This is a genomic window from Egicoccus sp. AB-alg2 (genome assembly GCF_041821065.1).
Lineage (GTDB): Bacteria > Actinomycetota > Nitriliruptoria > Nitriliruptorales > Nitriliruptoraceae > Egicoccus.
In genome coordinates, this window is record NZ_JBGUAX010000002.1 from 220,670 (window position 1) to 233,726 (window position 13,057).

Consider the following 13,057-nt stretch of genomic DNA (forward strand, 5'->3'; position numbering starts at 1 on the left):
GTCGGCCGGCCGATGTGCTCGGGCCTTCCGCCCCTGTGTCGACGACGCGCGCGGACGGACCTTGTGAGTGCGCCGCGGGCCGGGCCGCGACACCGGCCGGCACCGGCGACCCGGCACCGGCGGCGCGAGAGGAGGCCCGCCATGCGATCACTGTGGGAGTCGCACCGCACCACCGTCGCCTTCGGCATCGCCGTCACGACGCTCGTGCTGGGCGTGGGCGCCTTCGCGTTGCTCGACGCCGCACACCTCCACCCCGCCCGCGCGGTCGTGCTGGCGCTGCTGTTCGTCGTGTTCGCCAGCGCATGCACCGCCATCGTGCTGTTCGAGGAACGCCGACCGCGCACCGACGCCGACCGCCGCCGCGGGCGCACCGACGGCGCGGAGCCGGGCCGGCGCACCGCACCGACCGACCCACGCAGGAGGATCGACGTATGACCACGACCGCTGCCCCACGTCGCTCGGCGCCCCGGTCAGCGGGCCCGCCGCTGCGCTGGATCCGCCGCTTCACCGAGGGCAGCGCGGACCAGCGCTTCCTGCTCGGTGGCAAGGGTGCCAACCTCGCCGAGATGACCCGCATGGGCCTGCCGGTCCCGCCCGGGTTCACGATCACGACCGAGGCGTGCCTGGCGTATCTGAAGACCGGCGGGTTCCCGGACGGGCTCCTCGACGAGCTGCGCGTCGTGGTCGCCGAGCTCGAGGAGGAGATGGAGCTCGCGTTCGGCGCCGTCGGGGCGCCGCTGCTGTTCTCCGTGCGCTCCGGCGCCGCCTTCTCCATGCCGGGCATGATGGACACCGTGCTCAACCTGGGGTTGAGCCGCGACTCGCTGAAGGGCCTGGCCGCCAGGACCGGCGACCCCTGGTTCGCCGCCGACGCCTACCGCCGGCTGCTGGAGCTGTACGCCCACATCGTGCTGGACGTCGACGAGGACGTCCTGCACCGCGCGATGCGCGGCGTGCTGGACCTGTACGGGGCCAAGGACGCCAGCGCACTGGACCTGATCGGCCTGCAGGACCTGGTCGGCGTGCTGGAGGTCACCATCGCCGACCAGACCGGCGCGTCGTTCCCCGCCGACCCGTGGATCCAGTTGGAGCAGGCCATCGCGGCCGTGTTCCGCTCCTGGAACGGCCGGCGGGCGCGGGACTACCGCCGCGTCGAGGGGATCTCGGACGATCTCGGCACGGCCGTCAACGTGCAGGTCATGGTGTTCGGCAACGCCGGCATCGACTCCGGCACGGGTGTCGCGTTCACCCGCGACCCCGCCACCGGCGAGCGGCAGGCCGTCGGCGACTTCCTGCTCAACGCCCAGGGCGAGGACGTCGTCGCGGGCGTGCGCAACACCGAACCGCTGCACCAGCTCGCGACCCACTTCCCGGACTGCGCCGCGCAGCTGCACGAGGTCATGGAACGCCTCGAACAGCACTACCTCGACATGTGCGACGTCGAGTTCACCATCCAGCACGGCCGGCTGTTCATGCTGCAGACCCGCGTCGGCAAGCGCACGGCGCTCGCCTCGCTGCGCATGGCCGTCGAGATGGCCGACGAGGGCCTGATCGACCGGGCGACGGCCGTGCGCCGCTTCCGTCCGGACGAGCTCGAGCGGCTGCTGCACCCGCGCTTCGACCCGGCGGCCGACGTGCAGGTGCTCACCAAGGGGCTCCCGGCGTCGCCGGGCGCCGCGTCCGGCCGCGTCGTGTTCGACGCCGACCGGGCCGAGGCGCTGGCCAACGCCGGTGAGGACGTCCTGCTCGTGCGGACCAACACCTCCCCGGCCGACTTCCACGGCATGGTCGGCGCCAAGGGCATCCTCACCAGCCGCGGCGGCCTCGTCAGCCACGCCGCGGTGGTGGCCCGCGGCATGGGCAAGCCGGCCGTGTGCGGCGCCGAAGACCTCGTCATCGACTGGCACGGCCGGTACGCGACCATCAACGGCGTGCACATCGAGCCGGGCGACCTGCTCTCCATCGACGGCACCACCGGCGAAGTCGTGCTCGGCCGGGTCCCGGTGCTGCCACCGGCGGCCCCGCCGGAGCTCGACCGGCTGCTCGGCTGGGCGGACGAGCTGCGTCGCATGGCCGTGTTCGCCAATGCCGACACCGCGGCCGACGCGGCCACGGCGCGCGCGGCGGGGGCCGCGGGCGTCGGGCTGTGCCGTACCGAGCACCAGTTCCTCGGCGACCGGCTGCACCTCGTGCAGGCGGTGATCCTCGCCGACGACGAGGCGGCCCGCCGGCCAGCGCTCGCGGCTCTGGAGGAGGTGCAGGAGCGCGACTTCGTCGAGCTGCTGGCGGCGATGGACGGCCTGCCCGTGACCGTGCGCCTGCTCGACCCGCCGCTGCACGAGTTCCTCCCGAACGTCGAGGAACTGCTCGTCGCCGACGCCAGGGGCGAGCTGCGCGGCACGGAACGTCGGCTGCTGGAGGCCGCCCTCGACTGGCGCGAGGTCGACCCGATGCTCGGCATCCGCGGGGTCCGGCTCGGGCTGCTGCTACCGGGGCTGTACGCGACCCAGGTCCGGGCACTGCTGCGCGCGGCCGCAGCGCGCCGGCGCGCGGGCGGCGACCCTCGGGTACGCATCATGATCCCGCTGGTGATCGGTACCGGCGAGCTGTCGGCCGCCATCGCGCTGGTCCGGGAGGCGGCCGCGGCCGTCACCGCGGAGATGGGCGAGGAGATCCCCTTCGAGGTCGGCGCCATGCTGGAGACCCCGCGCGCCGCGCTGCTGGCCGGCGAGCTCGCCCCGCTGGTCGACTTCTTCTCCTTCGGCACGAACGACCTCACCCAGATGACGCTGGGGTTGTCGCGTGACGACGTCGAGGCGCGCCTCATGCCCTACTACCTGGAGCACGGCCTGCTGGCCGCCGACCCGTTCCGCACGCTGGACGCCTCGGGGGTCGGCGAGCTGGTGCGGCTGGCGGCCGAGCAGACCAAGCAGGCCGCTCCGTCCGTGGAGCTGGGGGTCTGCGGCGAGCACGGCGGTGACCCGGACTCCATCGCGCACTTCCACCGGTACGGCCTCGACGAGGTGTCGTGCTCGCCGGGCCGGGTGCTCGTCGCCCGGCTGGCGGCCGCCCACGCCGCGTTCACGGAGGCCGACGCCGACCGCGACCGGTGATGCTGTCAGACCGCCCGGAGCGGCCGGCGCCTTGCGCCCGGCCGCTCCGCGGCCCATGCCGGCCGCGTGCGGACGTGGCCCTCAGGCGCGACCGTCCCCGTCGGCTTCCACCAGCGGACGGTCGGCCTCGTCGGTCGGCAGCAGCTCGGCCAGCTCGTTGGGCGCCCCCGTGTCGCCCTGCTTGGAGGCCCGGACCGCCCGCTCGAGCTTGCTCTCCGGCGGTACCGGCATCCGGTAGGGCGCGGCGTCGGCGGTCCCCACCGCGACCGGCTGCTCGGTGCGGAGCCAGACGGTCCGCTGCGCGAACGGGATCTCCACCTCGGCGGCATCGAACGCGTTCTTGATCCGTCGGCGCAACTCGCGGCCGATGGCCCACTGCTCCCCCGGCTTGGTCTTGATCACCAGCCGCAGGTCCACGCTGTCGGTGCCCAATGCCTGCACGCCCCACACTTCGGGCTCGTCGAGGAAGATCTCCTGGTAGTCCGGCTCGTGCGCCATCTCGCGGGCGACCCGCTGGATGAGCTCGCGGGCGACGTCGATGTCGGTGCCGTAGGCGACGCTGACGTCCAGCAGCGCCCGCGCCCACTCCTGGCTCATGTTCCCGACCCGCCGGATCTCGCCGTTGGGTACGTGCCAGAGCGTGCCCTCGACGTCGCGGATGCGGGTGCTGCGAAGCGTCACGCCCTCGACCACCCCGGTCGCCTCGCCGACGTTCACGACGTCGCCGACGCCGTACTGGTCCTCGATGAGCATGAAGACGCCCGACAGGAAGTCCTTCACCAGGTCCTGTGCACCGAAGCCCAACGCGATGCCGATGATCCCGGCGCCGGCGATCAGTGGGCCGAGGCTGATACCGAACGTGCCGAGCGCCATGGTGATCGCCACCACCCAGACGACCACGCCGATGACGCTGTTGGCCAGCGCGCCGAGTGCGTCGGCCCGCTGCGCGCGGCGCAGGGAATAGTGGGCGCGGCCCTCCTGCGGTGCGACCGCTCCACCTCGGCGTCGGCTCCGCGGCTCGTCCGGCCGCTTCGCGCGGGCGATCGCACGCCGCAGGCCGCGGCGCAGGAACCACAGCAGGGCCCAGGCGAAGACCAGGATGAGCGTGATCTGGATGGCAGGCTCGACGGCATTCTCGATGACGCCGATTGCCCAGTCCGGCAGGTCGGTGTTCTCGCCGAGCCACTCGGCCATCGGGCGCTCCACCGCGTCCGGGTCGCGTAGCGGCACCTCGGCAGGCTCGGCGCCGGTGTCACCGCCCGTGACGGCGTCCGTGGCCGGGTCCTGGGCGAGCAGCAGCCGGTCGTCCATGTGCGCGGCTCCTTCGGGGATCGGCCCGGCAGGCTACTGCCGGGCTTCCCACCAACCTCCAGCGACGGAGACAGGCGCGCGGACGGAACCGACGCCCGCGCGGCCGGAACCGTCGCCTGCGCGACCGTGCCCGCCCCCGACCCGTGCGCCGCCGGCACGTCACTGCGCAGCGGCACCGGACGGCCGACCGGACGAGCGCCGATCGCCCGCGAGCAGTTAACACCCGCGTAACGTCCGGGACACGGCGGTGACGCAGCTACTTCGTAGCGTCTCCATCCGGAAGGAAGCGCGGACCGTTCGCGATCCGCACCGGGCGGGGCGCCCTCGCCGAGCCCAACCGCGGCCGCTGCGCGTCGCGGACCGGCCGTGTCGGTCGGGGGCGCCCCGCCCCCTTCCGAACGCCGCGAGCGACGCCGTGTCCGGCCGCTGGCACCGGTGACCGTCCACCGCAGACCGATCAGCCAAGGAGCGAGAAGTTGGGTAGCTCACCGCAATCCCCCCAGGACGTCCTGGACCTGTTGATGAACGACGGCTACGAGTTCGTCGACCTGCGTTTCATCGACCTGCCGGGCGTCACGCAGCACACGACGTTCCCCGTCACCAACATCGACGCGGACACCTTCGAGAACGGCATCTACTTCGACGGGTCGTCCGTGCGCGGTTTCCAGGGCATCCAGGAGTCCGACATGCTCCTGCTGCCGGATCCCTCGACCGCCTTCGAGGACCGGTTCCGGGCCCGCAAGACGCTGGTGATGTACTGCCACATCCACGACCCGATCACGGGCGAGGCCTACTCCCGCGACCCGCGCAACGTCGCCCGCAAGGCCGAGGCCTTCCTCGCCTCCACCGGCATCGCCGACACCTCCTTCATGGGCCCGGAGGCCGAGTTCTTCATCTTCGACTCGGTGCGCTTCGACTCGCAGGGTCACACGTCGTTCTACGAGGTCGACTCCGTCGAGGGCGCCTGGAACACCGGCCGACACGAGGACGGCGGCAACAAGGGCTACAAGCCGCGCACGAAGGGTGGCTACTTCCCCGTCCCGCCGATGGATCACTTCACCGACCTGCGCTCCGAGATGGTTCACAACCTCGAGGCGTTCGGCATCCAGACCCAGCTGCACCACCACGAGGTCGGCTCCGGCGGGCAGGGCGAGATCGGCATCGAGTTCGACACGCTGGCCAAGATCGCCGACAAGCTCATGACCTTCAAGTACGTGGTGAAGAACACCGCGCACACCCACGGCAGGACCGTCACGTTCATGCCCAAGCCGATCTTCGGCGACAACGGCTCCGGCATGCACACCCACCAGTCGCTGTGGAAGGACGGCGAGCCGCTGTTCTTCGACGAATCCGGCTACGGCCAGCTCTCCGACACGGCCCGCTGGTACATCGGCGGCCTGCTCGCGCACGCCCACTCCGTGCTCGCCTTCACCAACCCGACCACCAACTCCTACCGACGCCTGGTGCCCGGCTACGAGGCGCCCGTCAACCTCGTGTACTCGGCCCGCAACCGCTCGGCCGCCGTCCGCATCCCGGTGTCGGGCGACAGCCCCAAGGCCAAGCGCATCGAGTTCCGCGTGCCGGACCCGTCGTGCAACCCGTACCTGGCGTTCGCCGCGATGCTCATGGCCGGCCTCGACGGGATCCGCAACAAGATCGAGCCGCCGGACCCGGTCGACAAGGACATCTACGACCTGCCGCCCGAGGAACTGCGCAACCTGCCGTCGGTCCCGCGGTCGCTGGAGGAGGCGCTGGCCGGTCTCGAGGAGGACCACGAGTTCCTGCTCGAGGGCGGGGTCTTCACCGAGGACCTCATCGAGACCTGGATCGAGTACAAGCTCGACAGCGAGGTGGCGGCGGTCGCACTCCGCCCGCACCCCCACGAGTTCGAGCTCTACTACGACATCTGACCAGCACGTCAGGAGCAGGCTTCGGACCGGGTTCGGGAGCCTCCCGCTGCCTGCTGCTCCGACATCGGTCCGACACGAGGGCCGAGCGCGGCGTCCATCGCGGACCGCGCTCGGCCCTCGTTCGTGCGTTCGAGGCCGCCCGGAGCGGCCGAGCCGTCAGCCGCTAGAAGGCGCGCCAGGCGTCAGGGAGTTGCGGCCGTCGCCGGCGGGGCGTCGCGTACAACTCCTCGAGCCGTGCGGCCACGACCGGGGGCGCGTGCTCCGCTTCTACGTAGGCTCGCCCGCGCTCAGCCACCCATTCCCGCCGCCGTCGGTCCGAGACCAGTTCGGCCAGGACGTCACCGAACGTCTCCGGGTCCGCGGACACGACCGGCAGGTTCGGATGCCGCTCGCGAACCTCGTCGCGTATCCGTGCGACGGCGACCTTGCCCATCGCCATCGCCTCGAGCGACAACACGCCAGCGTCGCCGCCCAGCACCTTCTCGACGACGATGTCCGCGTCCGCCATCGCCTCGAGCAGTTGGCCGTGCGAGGCATTCTCGACCAGGCGGAACTCGAACCGACCCGATCGGCGGGCGACCTCGACGCCCTGTTCGATGAAGGCGGTCCCCTTGGTGGCCCGCCGCCGGGTCGCATGGAGGACCACTGGCCGACGTCGCCGCCGCAACCCGACATGCCGGTAGGCGTCCGGATCGACCGGCTTCGGCACGTAGATCGCGTCGGGCGCGTAGGGCAGGTCGAGCACGCTGCCGACGGTCATGTGGTCGGCGTAGGCGGACACCAACTCGAGCCGGGCCTTGATCCGGGCTTCGTCACACGGGATGTCGGCGTGGTTGTAGAACGACCAACGATCATCCGCGGCGTGGTGGCTGGCGAGCCGGATGTCGGAACCGTGGAACGTGAAGACGAGCCGTTTCCCGAGGCTGCTGAGCAGCGGCAGGTCCCACATCGCGGGTAGCTGGCGCCGGCCGGCGACCAGCGTCCTCGGACCATGGAAGTGGAAGATCTCGAAGCCGGCTTCGAGCGCCTCGTTCAGGCAGTCGAGGTAGGGGCCGGGCTCGCGTCCGACGTCGAAGACCCGGTCGAGCGGGAACCCATTCGGGCTCGGCCCGTGGTTCCACACCTCGACGTGGTGCCCCCGACCGCGCAGACCTCGAGCCATGGCCCAGGCGATGTTGGCGATGTTGCTCGGGGCCTGGAGCACCCGCATCGGCTTTCCCTCACGCCTCTCCGCCGCCGCAGCGTAGTCGCGCCCAACGCGAGTGCGTGGGCGCTGCGGCGAACGGTGAGCGCCGCCAGGGTCGCACCCGACCGCTGCAAGCCCTACCACTCACGACAGCGCTGGAGCCTCGTCGGGCGAAACCGATGGTCTGTCGTCGCGGTCACCGCGTTGCTGACGGCCGTCGCCGGGCTGGACCTCGAAGACGGCTTTCGTCGACGTTTCTCCACAGCTCACGAGCAACCCATCCGGGCCATGTCACACGCATCGCCGATACTGGGCCGATGCTTCGCACCGTCCCCACTCCGTCGCTGTCGGCCGCTCCGGCCGGCCGCTACCGGGCTGCCGGTGGGGCCGCGCGTCGGGGGGCGCGGCCGCACACGGTCGGGCGGGTGCTGGCGGCCGATCACGGTGCCGGCTACTCCACCGCGACCGACGGCTCGGCGCCTGCCACCCGCCCCGCACCCGTCGAGCCGGTGGACGTCGCCGACGGTGCGGATGCGTTTCCGGTGTTGGCGGAGGTGCCGGGGCTGGCCGGGATGCTCGACGAGCTGCGCCTGGTCGATCGGCTGCTCGCGTCGGTGCTGGACACGATCATCCAGCTCCAGGACAGCTCCGCAGTCGAAACCGTCACCGGGGTGCCGTTGGAGCAGTGGCTGCTGAGCGAGGCCCGCCGCACGTCCGCGGATCGGCGGATGCTGCTGACCGCCGCCGACGTCCTGCGCCGGCTGCCCGGCCTCAAGGCCGCATTCGACCAAGCCCGGATCTCGTGGGCACAGCTGCGCATCATCGCGCTCGAAGTGCAGCGGCTGCCCCGCCGGCTCGACCCCCAGCTGGACGCTGCCGTCGACGAGCTGGTCGACCGGCTGGACCGCACGGACCCGGATGCCGTATCGGGGCTGGTTCGGTGGCTGGCCGCCGACCTCACCGCCGCCGACACCCCCGACGAGCCTGACGAGGAACCGGCGGAGATGCTGGTGCTCCAGCCGCGGCTCGACGGCACCGGCGGGAAGTTCTTCGGACAGGCCAACGCGGCCAACTTCGCGCTGCTCGAGGCCGCCACCGACCCGGGAAAGGCCGGCCCGGCCACCAAACCCGGGATCGGGCATGACCCGGATCCCAAGACGGTCCGACAGGCCGCCAAGGATCGTGGGCAGCGCCGGTTCGCCAAGCTCATCGACCTGCTCGACACCGCCGCCGGCGGTCAAGACGGGCGGGCGGGGGTCAAGGTGCTGGTCCGCATCCCGTTCGACACGCTGCTGGAGGCGGGCAGGTTGCCGGCCGAGGTGTTGACCCGGTTGGCTGGCGGCAAGCTGCGGCTCACGTCTGGGGCGGCGCGGCGGCTGCTCGACGAACGCGGCGCCGACCTGCGGACCGTGATCGTCGACGACGCCGGCCAGGTGCTCGGGGTCGGCCGTGCCCGCCGGTTCCCGCCCGGTTGGCTGTCCGACGCCGTGCTCGCAGTCCACGACACCTGTAGCGAACCCGGCTGCCACACCGCCGCGCTGGCCTGCGACATCGACCACGCCCGCCCCTGGCGCCCCGTCCGGCCCGGTGACCTACCGGGACGGACGGATATCGACCAGCTCGCGCCGCTGTGCCGGCCCACCAACCACACCAAAGATGCTGCCGGCTGGACCGTCACCCAGACCGCCGACGGCATCCGGGTCTGGCACCACCCCCGCAGCGGACTGCGGATCCGGACCCTGCCCGGCACCACCCGCATCCCGCTCCCACCCACAACTGTCGACCGCAGCGCGTCCGGCGGCACAGACCCGCCCACCCCACCTCGCGGCGGGCCAGCCGGCGGTGCCGACCCGCCCGCCGTGCCCGGTGGTACGGACCCGCCGGCCCCATCTGGCAAGCCGCGCATCGGCGGTGCCGACCCGCCCGCCGTGCCCGGCGACACGCCCAGCGCCGGCTGCGATCCACCCGCCGTTTCCGGGCTCACGCCGGTCGTCGATGACTCTGGCGACACCATCCCGTTCTGACGCGTGCCAACCGCAGCGCGGCCAGAACCGCATCTCCTACGTCGACTGCCCACCACGCCGAACCCGCCTCCAGCGGGACGTCGCGTGGTGGGCTCGACGTGCGCCCACCGGGTCACCACCCCGGGCGTCCTCGCCGGCTGCCACGCGCGCGCCCGCCGGGCTGCGACGGCGGACGAGGCGCCATCGTCAGCTCGTCGTGGCACGGACTAGCCGCCAGCGCTTGTGCGCCTCGCTCACCAGGATCACCAGCACCGCCACCAGCACGATCCGCGGCCACCCGGCGCCCGGGACGGGGGCGATCTGCAGCAGACGCTGCGTCGGGCCCCAGTACGTCGCGGCGAGATGGACCACCAGCGCGACGGCGGTCGCGACGAGCAGGAACGGGTTGCCGCGCAGGCCGCTGCGCAGGATCGATCGACGTTCCGACCGCACGTTGTAGACGTGGGCCGCCATCGCGACCACCAGAGCGGTCAAGGCCGCGCCCCGCGCGGCGTCCGGCTCGGCCGCGATGCCTCGTGCCCACGTGAACACCCAGAGGCTGCCGGCCGCCATCGTGACCCCGGTCAACACGGTGCGTACCCACAGCACCCGCGTGACCAGCCCCTCGGCCCGCGGGCGTGGTGGCCGGTCGAGCACGTCCGGCTCCCCGGGCTCGAATGCCAGCGCGACGTCCTGGACGCCGTTGGTGACGAGGTTCAGCCACAGCAGCGCGGCCGGCGCGTACGGCAGCGGCAGCCCGAGTGCGATGGAGGTGATGATGGCCACGATGGCCGCCACACCGGTCGACAGCAAGAAGTAGGTCACCTTGCGCAGGTTGTCGAAGACGACGCGCCCCTCTTCGACGGCATCGGCGATCGACACGAAGTCGTCGTCGGTCAGCACCATGTCGCTGGCCTCTCGCGCCACGTCCGTGCCGCTACGGCCCATCGCCACCCCGATGTCGGCCGCCTTCAGGGCCGGGCCGTCGTTCACCCCATCACCGGTGACGGCGACCACGTGACCGTGCGAACGCAGCGCTCGCACCACCCGCAGCTTGTGCTCCGGCGTGACACGGGCGAACACGTCGACGTCGCCGACACGAGCCGCGAGCGTGTCGTCGTCCATCACCGCGAGCTCCTGGCCGGTGACCACCTCGACGGCCGGAGTCATCTCGGCTGCGGGCGCGTCGCCGGCCCCGAGCGCGCCATCGACCGGCCGCGCCCGGCCGGCCGGGGTCGCGCCGCCGATTCCGACGTCCGCAGCGATGGCACGAGCCGTGGCCGCATGGTCGCCGGTCACCATGACGACGCGGACACCGGCCTGCCGGCAACGCGCGACGGCTTCGCGGACACCGTCACGCGGCGGATCCTGCATGCCCACCAGGCCGGTGAGCAGGAGTTCCTCGGCGGCGGGAGGCGCGTCCGGGTCGATGGCCCCGGCATCGACGTCGAGGCGACGCTCTGCGGTGGCGAGCACCCGTAGCCCGCGGCGCGCCAGCGCGTCCGCAGCGGCGAGGACCTCCTCCGCCACGAGTGGCGCCACACCTCCGGCGGCCCGTACGCCCGCACACCGCTCCAGTACGCGCTCAGGCGCACCCTTGCAGCGCAGCACGGGTCCGTGCTCGTCGACCACCACGTAGGCGTACTGGCGATCGGGTTCGAAGGGAACCGTGGCGAGCAGCGGGGCGGTGGCCCGTACGTCCTCGGGCGGCAGACCGGCTACGAACGCTGCCTCGAGCAAGGCCGACTCGGTGGGGTCCCCGACGTGCTCGACGATCGCCGCGTCGTGGACGACGAGGTCGGCCTCGTTGCTCAGCACCGCGGTACGCAGCGCGGCGGCGAAGCTGCCGTCGGCCGCCTCGGCGACCACCTCTGCCGCGGTCCGGACCGCTGGGTCGTCACCGGCGTCCGCCGTTGTACCGGCCACCGTGACGGGATCATGCATGGCGGCGCCGCCGAAGACGACGGTGCCGTCGGCGGTCCAGGCCCGGAGGACCGTCATCCGGTTCTGTGTGAGCGTGCCGGTCTTGTCCGACCCGATCACGTCCGTGCTGCCCAACGTCTCCACGGCCGGGAGCGACCGGACGATCGCCCGGCGGCGGGCCATGCGCCGCACGCCGAGGGCCATGGCGACCGTGAAGGCGACGGGCAGCCCCTCGGGGACGACGGCCACGGCCAACGCGACGGCGGTCCGGAACATCGTCGTCGCTGGCTCACCGAGCGCCACCCCGAGGGCGAAGGCCACCGCCGTCGAGGCGAGGACGACGACGCCGATGAGGTTGGCGAATCGTCGCAGTCGGCGCTGCAACGGTGTCTGCGGCTCGGCCTCGTCACGGATGCTCTCCGCGATGGCGCCCAGCTGCGTCCCGCTACCGGTCGCCGTCACGAGTCCGCGGCCCCGCCCACTCGCGACGACGGTGCCCATGAACGCCATGCAGGTGCGATCGCCGGTCAGCGCCGCCCCGTCGACGACGTCCGGCCGCTTTCGGGCCGGCAGGCTCTCGCCGGTGAGGAGCGACTCGTCGACCTCCAGGGCTTCGGTCCGGACGAGGCGCAGGTCGGCGGGCACCCGGGTGCCCGAGGTCAACAGCACGACGTCGCCGGGGACGAGTTCGGCGGCGTCCACCTCGCGTGTCCTGCCGCCACGGACGACGGTGGACCGGGGAGCGGCCAGTTCCATCAGCGAGGTGACGGCGCGGTCGGCGCGGTACTCCTGCACGAACCCGATGACGGCGTTGATGATCAGCACCGCCGCGATGACGGCCGCGTCGGCGTACTCCTCGATGATCACGGTGACGATCGCGGCGACGACGAGGATCGCGATCAGCGGGCTGCGGAACTGGTCCGCCAGCAGGGCTGCGATGCTGCGCCCCTCGGCGGCGGGAAGTTCCTTGCGGCCGCCGCTGGCAAGACGTCGCCCGACCTCGTCGTCGTCGAGGCCGGCCGTCATGGACGTGGCCAGTGCGACCTCCACCTCTTCCGGTGACCGCGCGTGCCAGGTCGGTGCGGCGTCGTCCGGGCTCGTGGATGCGCGCCCGGTGGTCCCGGTGCCGGCGGTCACCATGGCTCGCCGACCGGCACCCGGCTGACGGGAGCGACGGTGACGGTGGCACCGTGCAGCAACGGCTCGGCCTCCGTGCGTACGGACTGCCGTTGGCTGCCGGCCGCGAAGGTGACCCTGGCATGCTCGAACACGGCCGGGTCGACGACCACGGGCACGTGCAGAAGCGACGGCAGGGCCGGCAATGCGCCGGGCTCGAACTCCGGGAAGTGTGCCAGGACCTCGTCCTCGCTGGCCAGGCGGGCGTGCTTCTCGTCCAGCGCGTCACGCACGAGGTCGAGGTCGAGGCGGCGGGTCGCGGGGATCACGGCCAGGGCCGGCCCGGTCTCCAGTTCGAGGACGAGCACCTTCAGGACCTCGTCGGCGTCCAGGGCGAGCGAGCGCGCCTCGGCGAGCGCGCTCGCGGCCGGCGCATGTGGGAGGAACTCGAACCGCACGCCCAGACGTTCCAGGTGTTCGGTCACCATCGACATC

8 protein-coding genes are annotated in these 13,057 nt (G+C 72.4%); 4 read left to right on the forward strand and 4 right to left on the reverse strand.

The genetic code is table 11. The annotated features are described in order from the left end of the window. Positions 1 to 141: 141 nt before the first annotated feature. Entirely contained in the window at positions 142 to 435 is a 294-nt protein-coding gene (locus ACERM0_RS03705) for a hypothetical protein (RefSeq protein WP_373677163.1), read from the forward strand. Then, on the forward strand, positions 432 to 3,113 hold the full coding sequence (gene ppdK, locus ACERM0_RS03710; protein WP_373677164.1) for a pyruvate, phosphate dikinase: 2,682 nt from the start codon (positions 432 to 434) through the stop codon (positions 3,111 to 3,113). Before ACERM0_RS03705 ends, ppdK begins: the two co-directional genes overlap by 4 nt. A gap of 81 nt (positions 3,114 to 3,194) precedes the next feature. Here ppdK and ACERM0_RS03715 read toward each other — a convergent pair whose 3' ends face one another. Beyond that, positions 3,195 to 4,424 carry a mechanosensitive ion channel family protein gene (locus tag ACERM0_RS03715; RefSeq protein ID WP_373677165.1) on the reverse strand — a complete coding sequence of 410 codons (1,230 nt, stop codon included), beginning with the start codon at positions 4,422 to 4,424 and terminating at the stop codon, positions 3,195 to 3,197. Positions 4,425 to 4,900: 476 nt separating this feature from the next. Between ACERM0_RS03715 and glnA the strand changes: the two genes are divergently transcribed. Then, on the forward strand, positions 4,901 to 6,334 hold the full coding sequence (gene glnA / locus ACERM0_RS03720) for a type I glutamate--ammonia ligase (RefSeq protein ID WP_373677166.1): 1,434 nt from the start codon (positions 4,901 to 4,903) through the stop codon (positions 6,332 to 6,334). Between the two features lie 163 nt (positions 6,335 to 6,497). Here the strand turns inward: glnA and ACERM0_RS03725 are convergent, their stop codons facing one another. Beyond that, positions 6,498 to 7,544, reverse strand: coding sequence for a glycosyltransferase (locus ACERM0_RS03725; protein WP_373677167.1), 1,047 nt, complete (start codon positions 7,542 to 7,544; stop codon positions 6,498 to 6,500). A gap of 293 nt (positions 7,545 to 7,837) precedes the next feature. Between ACERM0_RS03725 and ACERM0_RS03730 the strand changes: the two genes are divergently transcribed. Then, positions 7,838 to 9,544: a DUF222 domain-containing protein gene (locus ACERM0_RS03730; RefSeq protein ID WP_373677168.1), complete on the forward strand. Its 1,707-nt coding sequence runs from the start codon at positions 7,838 to 7,840 to the stop codon at positions 9,542 to 9,544. Positions 9,545 to 9,730: 186 nt separating this feature from the next. On the opposite strand, the gene ACERM0_RS03735 is transcribed toward ACERM0_RS03730, so the two are convergent. Together ACERM0_RS03735 and ACERM0_RS03740 are read right to left on the reverse strand one after the other, a co-directional pair. Continuing rightward, the gene (locus ACERM0_RS03735; protein ID WP_373677169.1) at positions 9,731 to 12,583 is read right to left on the reverse strand and encodes a cation-translocating P-type ATPase; all 2,853 of its coding nucleotides are present in this window, start codon (positions 12,581 to 12,583) and stop codon (positions 9,731 to 9,733) included. Further along, positions 12,580 to 13,056, reverse strand: a complete 477-nt coding sequence (locus ACERM0_RS03740) for an aminoacyl-tRNA deacylase (protein WP_373677170.1) — start codon at positions 13,054 to 13,056, stop codon at positions 12,580 to 12,582. The genes ACERM0_RS03735 and ACERM0_RS03740 overlap by 4 nt, the downstream gene beginning before the upstream one ends. Position 13,057 lies beyond the last annotated feature (1 nt).

What these genes read in the sequence shown, in the direction of transcription:
- ACERM0_RS03725 (WP_373677167.1), bottom strand. Translation starts at nt 7,544, where the DNA reads ATGCGGGTGCTCCAGGCCCCGAGCAACATCGCCAACATCGCCTGGGCC.
- ppdK (WP_373677164.1), top strand. Translation starts at nt 432, where the DNA reads ATGACCACGACCGCTGCCCCACGTCGCTCGGCGCCCCGGTCAGCGGGC.
- ACERM0_RS03705 (WP_373677163.1), top strand. Translation starts at nt 142, where the DNA reads ATGCGATCACTGTGGGAGTCGCACCGCACCACCGTCGCCTTCGGCATC.
- ACERM0_RS03715 (WP_373677165.1), bottom strand. Translation starts at nt 4,424, where the DNA reads ATGGACGACCGGCTGCTGCTCGCCCAGGACCCGGCCACGGACGCCGTC.
- ACERM0_RS03730 (WP_373677168.1), top strand. Translation starts at nt 7,838, where the DNA reads ATGCTTCGCACCGTCCCCACTCCGTCGCTGTCGGCCGCTCCGGCCGGC.
- ACERM0_RS03740 (WP_373677170.1), bottom strand. Translation starts at nt 13,056, where the DNA reads ATGTCGATGGTGACCGAACACCTGGAACGTCTGGGCGTGCGGTTCGAG.